Origin of the sequence: Halomonas sp. 141, from assembly GCF_002810305.1 — a bacterium.
Classification (GTDB): domain Bacteria; phylum Pseudomonadota; class Gammaproteobacteria; order Pseudomonadales; family Halomonadaceae; genus Vreelandella; species Vreelandella stevensii.
Map to the genome: position 1 here is coordinate 85018 of NZ_PINZ01000010.1, position 20262 is coordinate 105279.

The window sequence follows — 20262 nt, forward strand, 5'->3', positions numbered from 1 at the left end:
ACCCCCGTTTTCGTTGGCCTATGGGCCAATCTTATTGATTAATACAAACGTTTTATCACGCCTTATCTTTTAGCATGTTTACGCAGCAAAAGTAGCCTTCGAACATGAAAAAGCCGCCTCGAAGGGCGGCTTTGAAGAGAGCATGACAGCCATCGAACGCACGGCTCAGAGCGTGTCGGCAAAGCTCCACTCGACCGCCGGGGCACCCGGCAGCAGTGCCTGGCAGGTGCGTACTTTTTCCAGCAGCTCGGCATGGCTGGCCGCCACGACGTTCACGTGGGCCAGCTTGCGCCCCGCCCGCTCGGCCTTGTCGTAGCGATGCAGGTGGGTATGGGGAATCGCCAGCAGCGCGGGGTTGTCGCCCTCCTGCCCAATCACGTTGACCATGCAGGTGGGGCCAATCGCCTGAGTCGAGCCCAGCGGCAAGCCCTGTACGGCCCGCAGATGGTTTTCGAACTGGCTGGTCACCGCGCCGTCCATGGTCCAGTGGCCGGAGTTATGCACCCGCGGGGCCATCTCATTGGCCAGCAGGCTACCGTCGCGGGTCTGGAACAGCTCCAGCGCCAGCACGCCCACGTAATCCAGCTCATCCAGCAGCGCACGAATGTAGCCATCGGCGGTTTGCTGAACGCTGTCGTCCAGGTCGGGCAGCGGCGCCACCGAATAGCGCAGAATGCCGTCTACGTGCTGGTTCTCTGCCATGGGGTAAAACACCACTTCCCCATCGCGGCCACGCACGGCAATCAGCGACACTTCCCGCACGAAATCGACGAAGGCTTCCACGATCAACCGGGAATGGCCAATCGACTCCCAGGCGGCCTGGGCCTGCTCTGGCGCTCTCAGCACCGCCTGGCCCTTGCCGTCGTACCCTTCGGTGACGGATTTGGCCACCACGGGGCAACCCAGCTCAGTGGCAGCGGCCTGCAGCTGCTCAGCGCTCTCTACCACCCGGTAAGCCGGCGTCGGGATGCCCAGCCGGTCGAACAGCGCCTTCTCTTCCACGCGGTTCTGGCACACGGCAATGGCACGGCTGCTGGGGTAGACCGGCTTGTGCTGTTCGATCTGCTGCACCAGCGCCACGGGCAGGTGCTCGAACTCGTAGGTCACCACATCGACCTTGTCGAGGAACGCCGCCAGATGCTGATTATCCGGGTCGACCACCACCTCACCGATACCGGCACTGGGGTTGCCGGTGGTGTCCAGAAAGGTAAACGTGTTGCCCAGCGGGTAGCCCGCCAACGCCAGCATACGGCCCAGTTGCCCGGCACCCAGTACGCCAATGTGTTTTACGCGATTGCTATGCACGCTCATGATGGGCTTCCTATTGTGCCGATTCGCTGGCCGCAGGCGCATCCGGACGGGGGTCCGGGTTATCCAGCACCAGCTGCGTTTGCTCTGCTCGGAAGGCCTCGATGGCCTGACGCACGGCGCTGTCCTGCAAGCCGACGATTTGCGCCGCCAGCAGCCCCGCATTGGTGGCCCCGGCTTTGCCGATGGCCAGCGTGCCCACGGCAATGCCACCCGGCATTTGTGCAATGGAGAGCAGCGAATCCAGCCCCTTCAAGGCCTTGGACTCTACCGGCACACCCAGCACCGGCAGCGCCGTTTGCGAGGCCACCATGCCCGGCAGGTGCGCCGCGCCGCCAGCGCCCGCCACGATGACCTGAAGGCCACGTTCCGCTGCGCTTTTCGCATAGTCGAACAGCAGGTCCGGGGTACGGTGTGCCGAGACCACGCGGGTTTCGTAGGCAACACCCAGCCGTTCCAACATCGCCACCGCGTGCTCCATGACCGGCCAATCCGACTTCGACCCCATGATCACGCCCACCTTGGGTGCGCTGTTCGACATGCAATAACTCCTCGGCCCATGGCCTGTTCTAGCGAAAAACAGTGGAACGAGCCGCGTGCAGGCTGCGGCTCATTGAAAAAATGGGAAGGGGCATAGTTTACCAGAGCCAGCGCGTTTGCGGGCTGTCTCATGGTCGTGAAATTTTCATCTAAATAGGCATTGAAAAGCGCGTGAGTTGGCGGCATTGTGTGTTTGTCATTTCAGACCCATGGAGTCACATGAGTACGGCATACTCGACTGCTCACGCAGAAGTGCAGGATCCTCCGCGAAGCAGCCCTGACCTCGATGTCAGGGAACTGGAAAAACGCACGCGCCTCATGCGCATCATCACACGTCTGATCGCCGTATCAGACTTGGGAAGCCGAGAAATTGCCCGCCGGGCAGGCTTGCCAGTACAGAAGATCAGCGACCTGCTCGCCGGAAGGCTGGAGCATCTGAATATTGACGAACTCAATGTTCTGCGTCGCACCCTAGAGCTGGAGGCGCCATAGCCGCAGCCTCGACGTCACTTCCCCATCACACCTCGGCACGACACCTGCACTGCACCATAGGCGTGCAGTGCACGTAGGTAATGCCTGATCGCCCCACGCTCGTGGGGCGAATCGTTCATGTCAGGTGCCGCGCTTCACGCCGCAATCACCATCCCACCCAAGGCCACCACGATCACCACCAGCCAAGCTGGCAGCTTCCACACGGTCAGTAGCAAAAAGCCCGTGAGCGCCAGGGCAAACTCATACGGGCCCACCACCGCGCTGGTCCAGACGGGGTCGTAGAGCGCAGCCCCCAGAATCCCCACGACGGCCGCGTTGGCACCGCGCATGAGCGCCTGGGCACTGCCCCATTGGCGAAAACGGTTCCAGAACGGCAGCACGCCCACCAGCAGCAGGAAGCCGGGAATGAAAATCGCCAGCAGCGCCAGCACTGCACCAACCACGCTGGGCAGCCCAGGCAGCAGTGCACCCAGGTAAGCCGCAAAGGTGAACAGCGGCCCCGGCACGGCCTGTGCGGCGCCATAGCCCGTCAAGAACTCATCCGCCGTGATCCAGCCCGACTGCACCACTTCGGCTTCCAGCAGCGGCAGCACCACGTGGCCGCCCCCAAACACCAGCGCCCCCGAGCGGTAGAAGGCATCCACCACCGCCAGCCACATGGCGCCGCCCGCCAGCAGCGGCAACAGCACCAGCAGCGCCACGAACAGCCCCAGAGAGATCAAGCCCACCTTGCGCGACACCGCAAAGTGCAGCGAATCCGCCAGCTCGCCCTGAGCGCTTTCGCGGCAGAGCAACAGCCCTGCCATACCCCCCAGCACAATCGCACTCACCTGCCCTAGCGGGCCGCTGACCATGGCCACGGCAAACACCGCCGCCAGGGCAATGCCTGCCCGGGTTTTATCCGGGCAAAGATTGCGCGCCATGCCCCATACGGCATGGGCCACGATGGCCACCGCGACGATTTTCAAGCCGTGGATGATGCCGCTGGCCATCGGCCCATCCAGCACCGCCGCCCCCATGGCGAACAGCGCCAGCACCAGCGCGGAAGGCAGCGTAAAGGCCAGCCAGGCCATGGCCGCCCCCCAGGGGCCTGCCCGCAGCAGGCCCAGGGCAAACCCCACCTGGCTGCTGGCCGGGCCCGGCAAGAACTGGCACAGCGCCACCAAATCCGCATAGGCTTTCTCGCTGAGCCACTGGCGGCGGGCCACGAACTCCGTGCGAAAATAGCCCAGGTGCGCCACCGGCCCGCCAAACGAGGTAAGCCCCAGCGCCAAAAAGGCCCAGAACACCTCTCGAATGCGAGCAGGCGATACGGCAGTATCAGAGGAAGGACGGGGTTCCGACATAAGCTCAGCTCCTTGCAACGTTGAACAACAGGCAGCCAATAACCATACACGATTTTATTGACATGCCCATGACGGTTGAGCAACGTTGAGACTCCTTCCAACGCCACCTACCAGGAGCACCCCATGGCCCATCATTCAGAAGAGTTTCTACGCCTTGCAGAAGCCGCCAAACAGCGTACCACCCAGGTATCGCCTAGCGATGCCAAACAGCGCATCGCCCAGGGCCACGTGGTGCTGGACGTGCGAGACAAGGAAGAGTACGAGCAGGGGCATATCGAAAACGCCCTCAACATCAGCCGAGGCACGCTGGAAATGCGCATTCAGGAAGCGATTCCCGATAAAGATACGCCCATTGTGTGCCACTGCGCAGGCGGCAATCGCGGCGCCCTGGCCGCCGACACCCTGCAGCAACTGGGCTATACCCAAGTCGTGAATATCGAAGGCGGATTGAAGGCGTTCAAGGAAGAAGAAGCGCCGTAAGCCGCTCCTTTTGGTAATGATGCTCGCCCTCCCATCGGCAGCTTTAGAAGACTCCGGTGACTTTCGGCTTGAACCAATGACGCACGAAAGGCCGCCGTCATGGGAGCGATTGGTTGTTTAGTGGGAGGGTTGTTTTTGTGGTTCCACATGTACCGTCAGCTCGAAGCCGCAGGCATCTGCATAGCGCTGCAACGTTTTCCAACCGGGGTTACTACTTCCTCGCTCCAGGCGGCTAATGTTACTTTTCTGCGTCTCCAGACGTTTGGCAAGCTCTTCCTGAGTCAGCCCGGCACGCTGGCGCATTGAAATAAGCGTGGAGGCCAATGCAAACTCCGGTGCCAGACGTTCATATTCCGCCTTCACCTCAGGGTTCTGAAGCGCCTGCTCTTTTAGTGCCTTTAAGTTCATCATGACTGCACCTCGCGCTGTCTTGTCCGCGCTAATGTTAACGCCTGACGCGGCGTTTTCTGGCTTTTCTTGACGAATGCGTGCAGGACGACGATGTGTTCCCCATGCACGTAACAGAACAAGGAACGGCCAATCCCCTCTTGTGCCTTTGCTCGAATCTCAAACAGGCCGTCACCCATGGACTCCGTGTGAGGAGGCCCTAAGTGAGCACCATGCTGCTCTACCATCTCCAGCAACCGGAGCATTCTGGCCTGTATTTTAGGCGGCATGCCTAGAATTTCTTTTTCCACACCTGGGTAAAACTCAACCTGCCAGTCCATAGCCCGCCCCATCAAAGTTATCTTTTATGATAACCCAAGGCATATAAAAGTTCCTACTCCAGATGCACGCGAGCACTCCCAACTTATGGCACCATAGCGTGACCGCATCCCCGTGACGCCGATTGCCGTGAAGGAACGCCGCCGTATGCCTGCCAATGCCCTGCTCTCTCCCACTTCGCTCACCCCCGGGTTCATGGTGGTGCACGCCAATCGGCTGGAGGACTTGCGGGGGCTGGCGGTGGAGTGGATGCGCCTGCACCCGCTGGGGCCGCTGGAGAACGAAACCATTCTGGTCCAGAGCAACGGCATTGGGCAGTGGCTGAAGCTTGCCTTGGCGGAAGACCCCGGCAACGGCGGCGCGGGCATTGCAGCAGCGCTGGACGTGATGCTGCCCGCGCGGTTTTTATGGCAGGCCTACCGCCGGGTGCTCACCCACGTTTCCCACGATGCCGACGCCGTGCCGGAAACCTCGCCGTTCGATAAATCGCGCCTGGTGTGGCGGCTGCTGCGTCTGCTGCCTACCCTGGCCGGGCAGCCGGTGTTCGAACCACTGGCGCAGTTTCTGGAAACCGACCGCGACCAGCGCAAGCATTACCAGCTGGCCGAGCGGCTGGCGGATCTCTTCGACCAGTACCAGGTGTACCGCGCCGACTGGCTGGACGCCTGGGCCAACGGCCACGATGTGCTGATTACCGCCCGAGGCGAACACCGCCCGCTGGAAGAGCACCAGTGCTGGCAGCCTGCGCTGTGGCGCATCCTGCGTGACGATGTGGCCGCCACCCAAGGCGATGCCGGGCTGAACAGCAGCCGCGCCCAGGTACACCAGCGCTTTTTGAAAGCCACCGAACAGCTGGAAGGCCAGGCCTGCCCGCCAGGGCTGCCCCGTCGGCTGATCATTTTCGGTATTTCGTCGCTGCCTCAGCAAACCCTGGAAGCGCTGGCGGCGCTCTCCCGCTGCTGCCAGATCGTGCTGTGCGTGCACAACCCCTGCCAGTTCTACTGGGCGGACATCATCGAACACAAAGACCTGCTGCGCGCCCAGCGCTATCGCCAGCGGCGCAAGACCGGCATGCCCGACACGCTGGACGTACTGGGCACCGGCGATGCCGATGATGCCCTGCACCTGCACGCCCAGCCGCTGCTGGCCGCCTGGGGCAAGCAGGGCCGCGACTATCTACGCCTACTCGATGAGCACGACGACGCGGGCAACTACCAAACGCTTTTCGAGCAGCAGGCGCTGCGCATCGATATGTTCGAGCCGTTCAGCGGCGAGGAGCGCCACTGCCTGCTCAGCCAGCTGCAAGACGATATCCGCGAGCTGCGCCCGGTGGCAGAAACCCAAGGCCAGTGGCCAGCGCTGGCCGCCACCGATGACTCCATCGTGTTTCATATTGCCCACGGCCCCCAGCGGGAAGTAGAGATTCTCCACGACCAGCTGCTGGCCGCCTTCAGCGCAGACCCCGCCCTGCGTCCGCGCGATATCATCGTCATGGTGCCGGACATCGACCGCTACGCCCCGCACATCGAAGCGGTATTTGGCCAGCTGCCCACGGACGACCCGCGGCATATTCCCTACACGCTCTCCGACCAGGCCAGCCGCCACCGCCTGCCGCTGATGATCGCGCTGGAAAAACTGCTGCGCCTGCCAGAGCTGCGCCTGACGGTCAGCGATGTGCTCGACCTGCTGGAAGTGCCCGCCCTGCGCCAGCGCTTTGGCCTGGAAGAGCGCGACCTGCCGGTGCTGGAGCGCTGGATGGAAGGCGCGGGCATCCGCTGGGGGCTGAACGCCCAGCAGCGCCAGCGGCTAGAGCTGCCCGGCGGGCTGAGCCAGAACACCTGGGCCTTCGGCCTGCGCCGCCTGCTGCTGGGCTACACCGTGGGCGACGGACACGCCTGGCAAGGCATCGAGCCGTTCGATGATATTGGCGGCTTGGAAGCGGGCCTGGCAGGGCCGTTGGCCACGCTGCTGGAGAAGCTCGACGCCACCTGGGAAACCTTCTGCCAACCCACCGATGCCGCCACCTGGGTCGCGCGGCTGCGGGCACTGCTGGAAACCTTCTTCCTCACCGACGATGCCCAGGAAAGCATCATGCTCACCAGGCTGGAAAACGGCTTGCAGCAGATGCTGGAAAGCAGCCAGGAGGCGGAACTCAACGACCCGCTGCCGCTCTCCATGGTGCGCGAACACTGGCTGGCACAAATCGATGAACACAGCCTTTCCCAGCGCTTTTTGGCCGGGGCGGTCAACTTCGCCACCCTGATGCCCATGCGTGCCATCCCCTTCAAGCGGGTATGCCTGCTGGGCATGAACGACGGCGACTACCCCCGCTCCCAGCCGCCGCTGGATTTCGACCTGATGGGCGGCGACTACCGTCCCGGCGACCGTTCCCGCCGGGAAGACGACCGCTACCTGTTTCTCGAAGCGCTGCTCTCCGCCCGGGACCAGCTCTACATCAGCTGGATGGGCCGCAGCCAGATCGACAACTCCCCGCTGCCCCCCTCGGTACTGGTGGGCCAGTTGCGCGATCATTTGGAGACTGGCTGGCAAACGCACACCGGCCCGCCGCTGCTGGAAAGCCTCACCACCGAACACCCGCTGCAGCCGTTCAGCCGCGCTTACTTCAACCACTCGGCAAGCCGCCTGTTCACCTACGCCCACGAATGGCGGGAAGTGCACGCCCCCCGCACGCCGCCCGCGGTGGAGCGCATGCTACCCGCGCCGGAAAACGCCCCCACCAGCCTCTCGCTGGCGCAGTTGGGCGGCTTTCTGCGCGAGCCGGTGCGCAGCTTCTTCAATACCCGGTTGGGGGTCTATTTCGAGCAAGAGGCAATCGCCGAATTGGATGCCGAGCCCTTCGCGCTGGATGGCCTGCAAAACTGGCAGCTCCAGGACCAGCTGATTGCCGCCCAGCGCCACGCGGTGGATCACGGCCAGCCGCGTATCGAGGCGCTGCACGACGCGTTGGAGCGCTTTCAAGGCCAGGGGGTACTGGCCATGGGTGCCTTCGGCAAGCGCATGCGCGATGCCCTAGCCGACCCCATGGAAGAGCTGTTCAACGCCTACGAAGAAGCGCTCACGGCGTGGCCGCACGCCCTGCCAGACGCACAGGTGCAGTTCGAGGCCCACGGCCTCACGTTGGAAGAACCCCTGGGCGAGCTGCGCCAGGATGAGGCAGGCCAGCGCTGCCGCCTGCTGCTGCTCAGCAGCAGCCTGATCAGCCAGGGCAGCGGGCGCGGCCAGTACCGCTGGAGCCACCTGCTGCGCCCTTGGGTTGCCCACCTGGCAGGCAACCTCAGCGGCCCGATGACCTCCCTGCTACTTTCCAAAGCCGGTCATGTCACGCTGGAACCCGTAGCCGCCGACACCGCCCGCCAGCACTTGGAAACCCAGCTCGCCGCCTGGCAAGCGGGCCTGCAAACCCCGCTGCCGCTGGCCCCACAGGCCGGTTTTGCCTGGCTGGCCAAGCAAGGCACGCCGGAGATAGCGCAGGAGAAAGGCCGAGACAGCGACGCCTTTGCTGCCGCCGAAGCCGCCTATGAAGGGGGTTACAAGGTCACCGGCGAAGCCGCGCAAAGCGCGTACTTGAGCCACCAGTGGCCCCGCTTCGAGCGGCTGTTTTTCGAGCAGGCCAACGGGCACACTTTTGCCACACTGACCGAATCACTTTACGCGCCGCTCTTTTTCGCTGTTAAGGGCAAAAAGGAGTAAAGCCACACGGCTATGAACGGCCCATGCTGAGGACTTTCTTCGCCAACGCAATCATCTCAGGGTCGCCGGTGTTCTTGGTGGGCACATCGGACAGTTTCACCACCGGCAGCCAGCCCTGCCCTTCGGGGCGGGCCTCGACCATCTTGATCACCATGTTCATGGGCGCCACGCCGATATCGTTAGTGAAGTTGGTGCCGATCCCGAAGGCCATGCCAATGCGCCCCTGGCAGAAGGCGCGAATGCGCTCCACTTTTTCAGGGGTAAGCGCATCGGAGAAGATGATGGTCTTGCTCAGCGGGTCGATTCCCAGGCGCCGGTAATGGGCAATGGTGGCATCGGCGAACTCGATCGGGTCGCCGCTATCGTGGCGCACCCCGTCAAACAGCTTGGCGAACTTCTTGTCGAAGCTCTCGAAAAATGCCCGCGTGGTAAACGTATCGGTCAGCGCGATGCCCAAATCCCCCCGGTACACATCCACCCAGTGCTCCAGCGCCAGGCTGTTGGCCATTTTGAAACCGAAACGCGCCCCGTGGAACATGAACCACTCGTGGGCGTGGGTGCCGATGGGCTTCACCCCGTGGCGCATGGCCAGCAGCACATTGCTGGTGCCGCTGAAGGCCTCCCCGCCGTAGTGGCGCAGCGCTTCCACCACCCGGTCATGCACCGCAAACGAGAAGCGCCGACGAGTGCCGAACTCGGCAATCTTCAGCCCGTGCTGGCGGTAGAGTTCGATCTTCTCCCGGGTGCGCTGCTCGATGAGCGCTTCATCCTCTTCCGACACCACCACGCCGCGCAGCCGATACCAAAGCTCGCTGATCAGCGCCATCAGCGGCACTTCCCATAAAATGGTGCGGTACCAAGGCCCTTCGATCACCACCGACAGCTCGCCGCCCTGCTGCTCGATGGTCACCTCGCGGGGGTCGTAACGAAAGCCCGCCAGAAAATCGAGATAGGTGGGGTCCAGGTAAGGGCAAGTGGTTTCCAGATAGCGCTTCTCCTCCTCGGTCAAGCACAGCACCACCATGCGGTCTACCTCCCCGCGTAGCGCCTCACCAAAGCCCTCGGGAAAGGCATGCTCCCCGCGATTGATGAACGCGTAACGGGCGTGAGCATAGGGAAAGCGTTTGATCACGGCATTCTGCATCGTGATCTTGTAGAAATCGTTATCCAGAAGCGAGGTCAGCATGAGATCCCTTCACCAGCGTCAACAGATCGCCAAGAGCGGCTAGCCCACTAGATTAGCAGTTGGCAGCGATACCTCACACCCTGCCCTCTTTTGCCCTAACTTGCGGGCAGGTGAGCGACTATCCGCCATCGGGAATAGAGTGCTAACCTTTAAAACATTGGCGTTCAGCGAGGAGCAGACCCCATGCGTCTTTCTCAATCACAGCGTGAGCTTATTCTGGCAGCCGTCCGTGAGTTTGCTGGGCCTTCGGTGGCCGTGCATGTATTCGGCTCGCGACTAGACGATGGTAAGCGAGGCGGCGATGTCGATTTACTGCTTATCTCACCCACCGCTATTTCGCTACTTGCCTGCGCTGAACTCAAAATGGCGCTTGAACAGCGCCTCCAGCTACCGTTCGATCTCGTGACCTACGTTAAAACAGCGGAACCCACCCCGTTTCAAGCCATGGCGCTCGCACAGTCACGCCCAATAACGCTCGAGGAGGCGGCATGAGCCAGGATGTCCTTAGCGAACAGCAACGTTATCTGTCGCAGCTGCTTGAAGCCATCCAGCGTTGCGCTTGGTTTCTTCACCAGTCACGCAAAAAAGTTACATGGCCTTTGGACGGTGATTGGTTAGCCGACCATAAAAAAGACGTCGACCTTTTTGAAACCCTGGCCGCTATCAATGAGCGCTTTGCCAAACTCCAGGACTCCATTGCGTCTGCCATGAGGCACAGCGCTCTGTTGGCAGGTGAATCGACTGACAGCTTTCTCAAAGTCCTTTCGCTGTTTGAAAAACAAGGCGTCGTGGACGCCACCAGCGACTGGCAGCGTTGTCGTGCCATTCGCAATATTGCCGCTCATGATTACTCGACGCACTACGCACAAATAGCAGAGCACTTTAACCTGTTGAACGAACTTTCTGACGTTCTTCTCATGACGTCAAAAAGACTCGTGACATGGAGCGCTGAACAATTAGGGATTTTTCCAGCCACCCAAGACTTCTCCAGCGAGTTCGATAGCGTCTTTCAAACCAGCCTCTAACGCTGCTTTGCTCTTTTGCCCAGCACCCGGCGACGCGATATAGTGCCGGTGCCTTGGGTCACCCACCCAAGGCGCTTTGCTTTCCGCCTGCCGTGATGTTCGGAGAAGAAGAATGAGCCAGCCCGCCCCGCTGAACCCGCTGACGCTGCCGCTTCACGGCAGCCGTTTGATCGAAGCCAGCGCGGGCACGGGGAAAACCTTCACCATCGCGCTGCTTTACGTGCGCCTGGTGCTGGGCGGGCAGCACGGCGAGGACGACACCGCCTTCGTGCGCCCGCTCACCCCGCCGGAAATTCTGGTGGTCACGTTCACCAACGCCGCCACCCAGGAACTGCGCGAACGCATTCGCCATCGGCTGGTAGAGGCGGCTGCCGTATTTCGTGATCAGGGTGAAGACTCTCTTCTTCTGGCGCTGCGCAGCCAGTACCCCGAGGCCACCTGGCCCGCCTGCGCTCGCCGCCTGGAGCTGGCCGCCGAGTGGATGGACGAAGCCGCGGTTTCCACCATCCACAGCTGGTGCTACCGCATGCTGCGGGAACACGCCTTCGATAGCGGCAGCCTGTTCTCGCTCAACCTGGAAAACGACCAGCACGAACTGGAGCAAGAAGTGGTGCGCGATTACTGGCGCACCTTCTACTACCCGCTGGACGCCGAGGCGCTGGGCAGCATCACCGGCTACTGGAAATCCCCCGACCACCTGCACCAGGACGTGCGCAAGCTGCTCCACGAAAGCGATGCGCTGGGCGCGTTACGCCCCGAGCCAGCCCACACGCTGAGCACCGCCGCCGCCGAGCGCGGCGCCCTGCTCAGCACCCTGAAAGCCCCCTGGCCCGAATGGCTGGACGACCTGGTGCCCGCGCTGGAAGACGCCGCCCAGCGCAAAGCCTTCAAAGGCCAAAGCTTCAACGCCAAAAGCCGCGCCAACTGGCTAGGCGCACTGCGGGAGTGGAGCGACAGCGACCTAGAGCGCCCCGCGCTCACCCCCGCCGCCTGGAAACGCCTGACCCCGGACGGCATGGCGGAAATATGGAAAGAGGGCGCGCCACCCTGCCCGAAAGCCTGGCAAGCGCTGGCCGAGCTGCCCGCCGCGCTCAACACGCTGCCCGAGCCACGCAACGACCTGCTGATTCACGCCGTGCAGTGGTGCAAAGTGCGCCTGGAGCGGGAGCAGGAGCGCCGCGCCGAAATGGGCCCCAACGACCTGCTCACCCACCTGGACCGCGCCCTGCAAGGCCCCAACAAGGAGGCGCTGGCCGCGCAGATACTGCGCCAGTTCCCCGTGGCGCTGATCGACGAGTTCCAGGATACCGACCCCATCCAGTACCGCATCTTCAACGCGGTGTATGAAGTCGCCAGGCCCCGCCGCGACGCCGCCATGCTGCTGATCGGCGACCCCAAGCAGGCCATTTACGCCTTTCGCGGCGCGGATATCTTCACCTACCTGAAAGCCCGCGAAGACACCGCAGGCCGCCACGTGACGCTGGGCACCAACTTCCGCTCCAGCCGCGCCATGGTAGCGGCGGTGAACCACTGCTTCCGCTATGCCGATGAACATCCGGCAGGGGCGTTTTTATTCCGCGAAGAAGGCGGCGACAACCCGCTGCCGTTTCTGCCGGTAGACGCCAAAGGCCGAAGTGAACAGCTCGTTCACCAGGGCCAACCACTGCCCGCCATGACGCTTTGGCCACTCGCCGCCGACGAGCCGCTCTCCAAAACCGCCTACCAGACCGAGATGGCCGAACGCTGCGCCTCGTACATGGCGGAACTGCTCAACGCAGGCCAACACGTCAAAAGCGGCTTTCAGACCGACGACGCGCTCACCCCGCTCAAGCCTTCCGATATGGCGGTGCTGGTGAACGGCCTGCAGGAAGCCCGCGCCATACGTCAGGCGCTGGCCAGCCGAGGGGTAAAGAGCGTGTACCTGTCGGACCACGACAAGGTGTTCAGCTCGCCCATGGCCGCCCAGGTAGAGCGCTGGCTGCGCGCCTGCGCCGAGCCGCTGGCCAGCTCCCGCCAGGCCGAAGCGCACCTGCGCGCCGCGCTGGCCACCCCAGTGCTGGGGCTCAGCCTTGCCGAGCTGGACCACCTGCAGCAGAACGAGCTGGCCTGGGAAGCGCGGGTCGAGCAGTTCAGCCACTACCACCGCCTGTGGCAGCGCCAGGGCGTGCTGCCGCTGGTGCGCCGCATCATGGTGGATTTCGAGATTCCCGCCCGCCTGCTGGCAGAGTTCGAAGAGGGTGAGCGCTTGCTTACCGACCTGCTGCACCTGGGCGAACTGCTGCAACAGGCCAGCGCCGAGCTGGACGGCGAACACGCGCTGATTCGCTTTCTGTTTGATGCCATTGCCGACCCGGAAAGCCACGGCGACAGCCACAAGCTGCGCCTGGAGAGCGACGCGGATCTGGTCAAGGTGGTCACCATCCACAAATCCAAAGGGCTGGAGTACCCGCTGGTGTTCCTGCCCTTCATCGCCAACCACCGGCCGGTGAAAGCCGAAGACGTACCGCTGCGCTGGCACGACAGCGAGGGCAACCTGCAGCTCAGCCTGGACGCCGATGACACGATACTCGCCACCGCCGACCGCGAACGGCTGGGGGAAGACCTGCGCAAACTCTACGTCGCGCTCACCCGTTCCCGCCACGCCACCTGGCTGGGGCTGGCCCCGCTAAAAGGCTTGGAAAACAGCGCGCTGGGCTACCTGTTGACCGGTGGCAGCGCCCTTTCCCCCGATGCGCTCCCCAAGGCGCTCGATGCCCTGGTGGAAGGCAGCGACATCCACCTCGGCACGCCGCCCGAGCCCACCGCTGATCGCGTGACGCCAGTGGCGGAAAGCACCACCCTGGGCCACGCCCGCACGCCCACGCGCCCGGCCAAAGAGCACTGGTGGATTGCCAGCTACTCCGCGCTGCGGCTTTCCGGCACGCTCACCGCCCCGGTGCTGCCACCGCTGGAGCCCACCACCGCCCAGGAAGCCACCGCCTTCGAAGTGCTGGATGAACCTCAAGAACTATCTCAAGAACTATCTCAAGAACGATCCCAACCGGAAGCGTATCACCTGCACAAATTCCCCCGTGGCCCCGGCCCCGGCACCTTTCTACACGGGCTGCTGGAGTGGGCAGGCAAGCAAGGTTTCGATGCTGCCGCAAAGGATAGAGAAGCCCTCAACGACATGCTGTGGCGGCGGGTACAGCTACGCGGCTGGCAGGCGTGGCAAGAGCCGCTGGCGGGCTGGCTAAGCGCCCTGCTCACCACGCCGCTGCCGCTGGCCGCGCCCACCCCGCAAAGCGTGGCACTGAATGAGCTGGAAAGCTACCAGGTAGAGCTGGAGTTCTGGTTTGCCGCCAAGCGGGTGAACACCCAGGCCATCGATGCGCTGGTGAGCAAGCACTTACTGCCAGGCATCGAACGCCCCGCGCTGGATGCCGACACCCTCAACGGCATGCTGAAAGGCTTCATCGACCTGGCCTTCGAGCATCAAGGGCGTTTCTACGTGCTGGACTGGAAATCGAACTACCTGGGCCCCAACGACAGCGCCTACGAACCCGAGGCCCTGCGCCACGCGCTGCTCGCCAAACGCTACGACCTGCAGGCCGCACTCTACCTGCTCGCCATGCACCGGCTGTTAAAAGCGCGCCTGCCAGATTACGACCCGCACCAGCACTTGGGCGGTTCGATGACGGTATTCCTGCGCGGCAGCCGCAGCCCTGGGCGTGGCGTGGTGGGCGAGCCCGCCCCGGTTGAACTCATCGAAGCCCTGGACAGCCTGTTTGCAGGCGAGCCCCACGCCACCCAGCAGGAGGCCACGGCATGAGCCGCCAGCACGACACCCACACCTTCGACATGTTCGGCGATGCGCCCACCGCCAGCGCTCACCCTGCACTGAGCAGCACCCCGGAACTGCTGGCCCTATGCGAACGCTGGGTAGCACGCGGCTGGCTGCGGGACCTGGACCGCGCCCTGGTGCGTTTTCTCGCCAGCGAAGCACCGGATGCCCCCACGCTGCTGCTACTGGCGGCAGCGCTGGCCAGCCACCAGCTAGGCCGGGGCCACGTGTGCCTGGATATCAACGCCACGCTCAACGCGCCGGATTTCGCCCTTTCGCTACCGCCCGAAGGCGACGACCTCACCGACCCGCCGCCGCTGCCCAGCGACGTGCTGGCCACGCTCACGCTCAGCGAATGGCAAGCCGCCCTGCACCACCCGCTGCTCACCAGCGAAGGCCCCGGCAACACGCCGCTGGTAGTAGTAACCACTCACTCAGCCAGCGGCACGCCCAGTACGCGGCTCTACCTGCGTCGCTACTGGCAGTACGAACAAAGCCTGCACCAACACATCGCCGCCCGCCTGGAAGGCACAGGCACAGAAAGCACAAGTAGGAGGCCAATTCATCTGACAACCGAGCCAACCACTAGCCACACAGCAAGCACAGGCTCAGAAAACCAAGGTGGGAGGCCAGTTCCTCTGACAGCCAAGCCAACCACTAGCCACACAGCAAGCACAGGCTCAGAAAGCCAAAGTGGGAGGCCAATTCATTGGGCGATGGGTGACGCCAGTCACCCTGGGTTACTCCCCCAAGCCCTGAGCATTCTGTTCAAGCCAAGCAACGCCCTGGACTGGCAAAAAACCGCCTGCGCCCTGGCCGCCCGCAGCCGCTTCGGCATCATTACCGGCGGCCCCGGCACCGGCAAAACCACCACCGTGGTGCGCCTGCTCGCCCTGCTGCAAACCCTGCGACTCGACAAGCAGCCCAGCCAGCCGCTGCGCATCCGCTTGGCCGCCCCCACCGGCAAAGCCGCTGCCCGCTTGAACGAATCCATCGCCGGGCAAGTGAATGCGTTACCGCTCGCTGAGTTGGCAACGCTGTTAAGTGAACACTCACCTTCTGCGGCAACTAGCGAGATCGTGATTCCCACGGAAGTGACGACACTGCACCGCCTACTTGGCGCACGCCCCGACACCCGCCACTTCCGCCACAGCGCCGCCAACCCGCTGGCCCTGGACGTACTGGTGATCGACGAAGCCTCGATGGTGGATATCGAAATGATGGCCGCCACCCTCAGCGCCCTGCCCGCCCATGCCCAGTGCATACTGCTGGGGGACAAAGACCAGCTCGCCTCGGTAGAGGCCGGTTCGGTACTCGGCGACCTGTGCCGCCGCGCGGAAGCCGCCCACTACACCCCGGCCACCGCCGAATGGCTGGCCCAGGCCACCGGGCAACCGCTGCCAGCGGAGTTCATCGACCCCGCAGGCCAACCGCTGGACCAGGCCATTACCATGCTGCGGGTCAGCCACCGCTTCAATGAACACAGCGGAATCGGCCAGCTCGCCAAGGCCATCAACCAGCCGGGCCATGCCCAAACCGAACGGGAAAAGCAGCAGGCCGTCACCGCCGTGCTGCGCCACGGCTACGCGGATATTCACCATTTGGTGATGAGTGACGACGCCGCGCTGGATAAGCTGGTAATTCACGGCAGCCCCAGCGGCTTTACAGGCAACGGCGAAGGCCGCACCGACCACCAGGGCCAGCCCATCGCCCCGCCCACGGGCTACCGCCACTACCTCAAGGTGCTGCAAGCACAGCGTCCACGGGGGGAATCCTTCGAGGAGAGCCCCGCCGTCTACAACGCCTGGGCCAGCGAGGTGCTCAGCGCCTACAGCCACTTCCAACTGCTGTGCGCGCTGCGCAAAGGCCCCTGGGGCGTAGAAGGCTTGAACCAGCGCATCGCCAGCACGCTGCGCGGCGAAAAGCTGCTGTTCGGCAGCGACTACACGCTGGAGAAAGGCTGGTTTGAGGGCCGCCCGGTACTGGTCACCCAAAACGACTACGGCCTGAAATTGATGAACGGCGATATCGGCATCACCCTGGCCGTGCCCGACCCGCGCAACCCGCAGCAGAAGTTATTGAGAGTCGCCTTTCCTTCATCAAGTGCCGCCAGCGACCCCGAAAAGCCCATCCGCTGGGTGCTGCCCTCCCGCCTGCACGCGGTGGAAACCGTGTTTGCGATGACGGTGCACAAATCCCAAGGCTCGGAGTTCTTGCACACCGCCCTACTGCTACCGCCCACCCTAAACCCCATTCTGACCCGCGAGCTGGTCTACACCGGCATCACCCGTGCCCGCGAATGGCTCACGGTGGTGGAAGCCAAGCGCGGGGTGTTGAATGAGGCGGTGGTGAGGGAGGTGGTTAGGGTTAGTGGGGTTGGGGGTTAAAACCATTGGTTCTAGTGGTGCCAGCCTTCGGCCAAAACGGACAGGACGTAGAACAAGACTGTATGCAGACCAATAACAATTAACAGATCCCCTTATATTCCAGTGGATTATTCTAGAACATTAATATTTAGACTTTTTCTTCAACGGGCAGAAGAACGATTCTTTATGCTTTGTAAATATTTTATCGTCTTGTCTGGCTCTAGTAGGCATCAGCAGTGGGGTAGCTATTAAAGCTCTCACATGGCGCTAAACCTGATTTTTCCTAAGAGAGCGGAGATCTGAAGTCATAACTGCTAAAGCAATCGGTATAAGACTAACACCAATGCCAATCAGCACTGCTAGAGACACTGATATTTCTGTTGAGTAGACGAACAGCATTGAGGTTGTAAAGCCCAATGCTCCTCCCACTAGGCAACGGATAAACCACAATAGGTTCCTTTGATGCCTGAACCTACCGTAAAGATCAACGTACACATCTTTGAACTTGTCATAAACTGCCATATGATGCTCTTTAAAAATTGATTCTTGCAAATTCATTTCATTTTTAACGGCTTGAAGGGTATTCCTCTGATTTCTAATCAGCAGCTCCATAAGAATAGAAAAAACAACTGCGCCAAGCCATATCACAACATTTTTCAAAGCCCACTCAACGGGATCTAACTTCTCCATCTGACTGCCAACTAAAAGCAAAGCCGCAGGAACAGCTAACAACTGGTTCTGTATGTCAGAAAAAACCTTATTCAGCCTTGTTGTAAATTCTAACTTGTCTCTTTCAACTTCAGACTTGACATTCTCAAACGAAAACTCAGAAACAAAAAGATCGTATCCGTTCTCTAAGTTTTTAAAAATATTAGAGAAATTCTTCAGCAACTCTCCCAACTCTACACGACCTCGCCCTTTATACCTCTCAACCAAAACAGACTTAAAGATCTGTATTTTTTTATCGCGATGTGTATCCGATTTTAAAAAATCACTCTCTAACCTATCTAAGCAATCGATGCGAACCAAGTCTTCAGACGTAAAAAAGGAACCCACAACTAGCTTTTCTTGGTGAAGAAAAACTAACTCTATATCATTGCTTTTATTAACACAATGATCAGCAACAGAACCTAATAATTTAAGTAGACGAGATGCTAACCTCCACATCTCTACAACTTCGTGCTTTTCTTCTTCTGAGCTTAACCAATCAATATTATGAAAATAATATGCACTAGAAGGCGGCTTAATTCTCCACTGCGGTTTCAATAGCAGTTCATCAATACTCGTGAAAAACAATGGTGGCTTTGAAATCTCCACCGTTTCTTTATCATCTATACTGCGCGACCACAAATCACTCTTTTTAACATCTCTAAGTAGCTGCCCATTACTCTCAGGGCAGAGAGAGAGTACCAAAAATGCAGCGTCAAACCTGACAGGCTCAACGCTTTGCCGAACAGCACTAACAGCAAGCTGTAAGTCTTTCAATCTGTCACTCATCGCCCTTAGCCCGGCGTACTTCTTGAATCAGCGATTCAGGAATATTTCTAATATAAAGAACTTCATTTTCTTCATCATAATCAACATTATCCCGCAAAACATCCTCAACGTCAAAACTTACTGCAACATTGCCAAACTTTCTCTTAATTCTTTTTAGCCTACCGTAAACAGATTTCGTCGGAGTAAAAACATCACTAACTGGGACATCATTATCTTTTATATAATGATAAAAACTCTCTGGATTAATGTCGTCAATCATCGCAGATAACGCGACCAGATTTACTGACTTGTCCTCTGAATTATATTTTTCATCAAAATAATCATGTAGTTTTCTTCTAGCCTCCTGCCTTGCCTCACCAACAATATCATTTTCTTGGCAGTATGCATCCAGAGCTTCCACAACTTGCTCAGTATTGAACTTTGAATCTGTATACTCTGTGCAGCCAAGTGCCAAACGAAAATACTTTGTAACATCCTCTTTCCCATTACTCTTCTTTATAAAAGAGAGATATGGCTGTTCTTCTTCAGCCCATTTTTCAAGATTAATCCTGGCAGCTTCATGCAAATGACTAATATCAAAAGAAAGGCTTGTAAGAAGCTCAAGTGTATCAGGGTTGATACTAGTCCCTGGCTTAAGCTTGAGCATCAACACAAGCAGCCAGTCTTGGCCTTGGTTTTCATAACGAATAAAAAATGCGTAGCCACCTGTTGATAAATATGACTGTCTCATTTGGGCGGCAATAAGTTCACAGGCCTCCAATGAAAACTCTACCAACCCTGAATTTTCTTGATGGTACTCCCTCATAAGTTTAGAGAATGGGTATGCCGTCTCATTTGCATCAAAGGTACCATTGCTATTTGAGCGGCGCCCATATGCTTTTAAAACCTCTTCACCCAGATGGTTCATCATGTCATCTAAAGGGGAGTTTTCAAGCCTTGGCTTAACCTCGACCTGATAGCTTTGTGCCTCTTTCTCAAAACCATGTATAATTGCTTCTTTGATTTCCATATAACCCTACAATTCATTAAATTTTTTCTGGTGGTGAGTAACCTTTCTCTCAGACCTTATTCATGCCTTACTTACCACCACACTTAAGTAGTTCTGTGGCCGAGCATAGTACGACTTTGACAGCCCAACGGTAAAAAGTATGGTAAAGACAATTATTTCTCTGACCTCTCCGGGCCGAAAAGCTTCACCAGCTCACTTCCTCATAAAACGCCACCCTACCCGCAATAGCTTCCATCCCCTCAATCGGCGCCTCATAACTCCAAGCAATATCCCGTCGCTCACACAGCGAAAAGTACACCGTATGCCCTTTAAACGGGCAATGGGTGATCGTTTCCGAAGTGGTAAGCAAGTCCATACGCACGTCTTCACGTGGGAAGTAGTGGCGTGGCGGGTAGCCTTGTTCGCGGAGTTCCAGCGTATTGGTGGAGTCGGCTAGCAGAATGCCATCCACCCGCACTTGCATGCGCTGCTTGCTTAGGTGAAGCGTTATGCGGGCATTCTGCATTATGTTGTCCCTGCGGCGTTATTCGCTCTAATACTTTGAGCCTAGCAGCAAACATGGGTTAAGCCTACCTCGAAAGCTTAGTTTTTAGTCGATCATGGATGCTTTGGGAGGAAGGTGAGCCATCACTTCCACGCTACCGCTGCACGCTGGAATGGTCGCGGGCTAAAGCCACCTTATATGGACCCGTCCCGTTGAGCAAGCAAGCCATGAGATGGACACGGATGAGGACTGCACGCTTATATCCGGCC

The 20262-nt window shown here is 59.9% G+C and carries 16 protein-coding genes; 7 read left to right on the forward strand and 9 right to left on the reverse strand.

What is annotated here, in order from left to right:
* Positions 1-165 precede the first annotated feature (165 nt).
* Both CWI66_RS07070 and purE read right to left on the reverse strand, forming a co-directional pair.
* Positions 166-1311, reverse strand: coding sequence for a 5-(carboxyamino)imidazole ribonucleotide synthase (locus CWI66_RS07070; protein WP_100731302.1), 1146 nt, complete (start codon positions 1309-1311; stop codon positions 166-168).
* Positions 1312-1321: 10 nt separating this feature from the next.
* Positions 1322-1849, reverse strand: a complete 528-nt coding sequence (purE, locus tag CWI66_RS07075; RefSeq protein ID WP_100731303.1) for a 5-(carboxyamino)imidazole ribonucleotide mutase — start codon at positions 1847-1849, stop codon at positions 1322-1324.
* A gap of 218 nt (positions 1850-2067) precedes the next feature.
* Between purE and CWI66_RS07080 the strand changes: the two genes are divergently transcribed.
* Positions 2068-2340, forward strand: coding sequence for an XRE family transcriptional regulator (locus tag CWI66_RS07080; protein ID WP_039181926.1), 273 nt, complete (start codon positions 2068-2070; stop codon positions 2338-2340).
* Positions 2341-2474: 134 nt separating this feature from the next.
* Here CWI66_RS07080 and chrA read toward each other — a convergent pair whose 3' ends face one another.
* Complete coding sequence (chrA, locus tag CWI66_RS07085) at positions 2475-3686, reverse strand: chromate efflux transporter (protein WP_100731304.1); 1212 nt, start codon at positions 3684-3686, stop codon at positions 2475-2477.
* A gap of 123 nt (positions 3687-3809) precedes the next feature.
* Here chrA and CWI66_RS07090 point away from each other — a divergent pair, with 123 nt between their 5' ends.
* The gene (locus CWI66_RS07090; RefSeq protein ID WP_039175970.1) at positions 3810-4166 is read left to right on the forward strand and encodes a rhodanese-like domain-containing protein; all 357 of its coding nucleotides are present in this window, start codon (positions 3810-3812) and stop codon (positions 4164-4166) included.
* A gap of 117 nt (positions 4167-4283) precedes the next feature.
* Here CWI66_RS07090 and CWI66_RS07095 read toward each other — a convergent pair whose 3' ends face one another.
* Both CWI66_RS07095 and CWI66_RS07100 read right to left on the reverse strand, forming a co-directional pair.
* A complete protein-coding gene (locus tag CWI66_RS07095; protein ID WP_229800821.1) occupies positions 4284-4577 on the reverse strand; it encodes a helix-turn-helix domain-containing protein in 294 nt (97 codons plus the stop codon).
* On the reverse strand, positions 4574-4894 hold the full coding sequence (locus CWI66_RS07100; RefSeq protein WP_100731312.1) for a type II toxin-antitoxin system RelE/ParE family toxin: 321 nt from the start codon (positions 4892-4894) through the stop codon (positions 4574-4576). Before CWI66_RS07100 ends, CWI66_RS07095 begins: the two co-directional genes overlap by 4 nt.
* A gap of 145 nt (positions 4895-5039) precedes the next feature.
* On the opposite strand from CWI66_RS07100, the gene recC reads away from it, so the two are divergent.
* Entirely contained in the window at positions 5040-8603 is a 3564-nt protein-coding gene (gene recC / locus CWI66_RS07105; protein WP_100731305.1) for an exodeoxyribonuclease V subunit gamma, read from the forward strand.
* 10 nt (positions 8604-8613) lie between these two features.
* Here recC and pncB read toward each other — a convergent pair whose 3' ends face one another.
* The gene (gene pncB, locus CWI66_RS07110) at positions 8614-9789 is read right to left on the reverse strand and encodes a nicotinate phosphoribosyltransferase (RefSeq protein ID WP_100731306.1); all 1176 of its coding nucleotides are present in this window, start codon (positions 9787-9789) and stop codon (positions 8614-8616) included.
* Positions 9790-9972: 183 nt separating this feature from the next.
* Here pncB and CWI66_RS07115 point away from each other — a divergent pair, with 183 nt between their 5' ends.
* The 4 genes from CWI66_RS07115 to recD all read left to right on the forward strand — a co-directional run bounded on the left by CWI66_RS07115 (position 9973) and on the right by recD (position 17024).
* Positions 9973-10281 (forward strand): nucleotidyltransferase domain-containing protein, encoded by a 309-nt coding sequence (locus tag CWI66_RS07115; RefSeq protein WP_016916513.1) that lies wholly within the window; start codon positions 9973-9975, stop codon positions 10279-10281.
* A complete protein-coding gene (locus CWI66_RS07120) occupies positions 10278-10814 on the forward strand; it encodes a hypothetical protein (protein WP_016916512.1) in 537 nt (178 codons plus the stop codon). The genes CWI66_RS07115 and CWI66_RS07120 overlap by 4 nt, the downstream gene beginning before the upstream one ends.
* A 112-nt stretch (positions 10815-10926) precedes the next feature.
* Entirely contained in the window at positions 10927-14625 is a 3699-nt protein-coding gene (gene recB / locus CWI66_RS07125; protein ID WP_100731307.1) for an exodeoxyribonuclease V subunit beta, read from the forward strand.
* Complete coding sequence (gene recD / locus CWI66_RS07130) at positions 14622-17024, forward strand: exodeoxyribonuclease V subunit alpha (protein WP_100731308.1); 2403 nt, start codon at positions 14622-14624, stop codon at positions 17022-17024. The genes recB and recD overlap by 4 nt, the downstream gene beginning before the upstream one ends.
* A 246-nt stretch (positions 17025-17270) precedes the next feature.
* On the opposite strand, the gene CWI66_RS07135 is transcribed toward recD, so the two are convergent.
* From CWI66_RS07135 to CWI66_RS07145, 3 genes are all read right to left on the reverse strand, one after another.
* Positions 17271-18488, reverse strand: a complete 1218-nt coding sequence (locus tag CWI66_RS07135) for a hypothetical protein (protein WP_143058124.1) — start codon at positions 18486-18488, stop codon at positions 17271-17273.
* A 4-nt stretch (positions 18489-18492) separates the two neighbouring features.
* The gene (locus CWI66_RS07140; RefSeq protein ID WP_100731309.1) at positions 18493-19509 is read right to left on the reverse strand and encodes a nucleoid-associated protein; all 1017 of its coding nucleotides are present in this window, start codon (positions 19507-19509) and stop codon (positions 18493-18495) included.
* 184 nt (positions 19510-19693) lie between these two features.
* Entirely contained in the window at positions 19694-20014 is a 321-nt protein-coding gene (locus CWI66_RS07145) for a DUF427 domain-containing protein (RefSeq protein ID WP_100731310.1), read from the reverse strand.
* Positions 20015-20262 lie beyond the last annotated feature (248 nt).

Excerpts from the sequence above, each read along its gene's own strand:
- CWI66_RS07070 (WP_100731302.1), bottom strand. The coding sequence starts at position 1,311 with ATGAGCGTGCATAGCAATCGCGTAAAACACATTGGCGTACTGGGTGCC.
- purE (WP_100731303.1), bottom strand. The coding sequence starts at position 1,849 with ATGTCGAACAGCGCACCCAAGGTGGGCGTGATCATGGGGTCGAAGTCG.
- CWI66_RS07080 (WP_039181926.1), top strand. The coding sequence starts at position 2,068 with ATGAGTACGGCATACTCGACTGCTCACGCAGAAGTGCAGGATCCTCCG.
- chrA (WP_100731304.1), bottom strand. The coding sequence starts at position 3,686 with ATGTCGGAACCCCGTCCTTCCTCTGATACTGCCGTATCGCCTGCTCGC.
- CWI66_RS07090 (WP_039175970.1), top strand. The coding sequence starts at position 3,810 with ATGGCCCATCATTCAGAAGAGTTTCTACGCCTTGCAGAAGCCGCCAAA.
- CWI66_RS07095 (WP_229800821.1), bottom strand. The coding sequence starts at position 4,577 with ATGATGAACTTAAAGGCACTAAAAGAGCAGGCGCTTCAGAACCCTGAG.
- CWI66_RS07100 (WP_100731312.1), bottom strand. The coding sequence starts at position 4,894 with ATGGACTGGCAGGTTGAGTTTTACCCAGGTGTGGAAAAAGAAATTCTA.
- recC (WP_100731305.1), top strand. The coding sequence starts at position 5,040 with ATGCCTGCCAATGCCCTGCTCTCTCCCACTTCGCTCACCCCCGGGTTC.
- pncB (WP_100731306.1), bottom strand. The coding sequence starts at position 9,789 with ATGCTGACCTCGCTTCTGGATAACGATTTCTACAAGATCACGATGCAG.
- CWI66_RS07115 (WP_016916513.1), top strand. The coding sequence starts at position 9,973 with ATGCGTCTTTCTCAATCACAGCGTGAGCTTATTCTGGCAGCCGTCCGT.
- CWI66_RS07120 (WP_016916512.1), top strand. The coding sequence starts at position 10,278 with ATGAGCCAGGATGTCCTTAGCGAACAGCAACGTTATCTGTCGCAGCTG.
- recB (WP_100731307.1), top strand. The coding sequence starts at position 10,927 with ATGAGCCAGCCCGCCCCGCTGAACCCGCTGACGCTGCCGCTTCACGGC.
- recD (WP_100731308.1), top strand. The coding sequence starts at position 14,622 with ATGAGCCGCCAGCACGACACCCACACCTTCGACATGTTCGGCGATGCG.
- CWI66_RS07140 (WP_100731309.1), bottom strand. The coding sequence starts at position 19,509 with ATGGAAATCAAAGAAGCAATTATACATGGTTTTGAGAAAGAGGCACAA.
- CWI66_RS07145 (WP_100731310.1), bottom strand. The coding sequence starts at position 20,014 with ATGCAGAATGCCCGCATAACGCTTCACCTAAGCAAGCAGCGCATGCAA.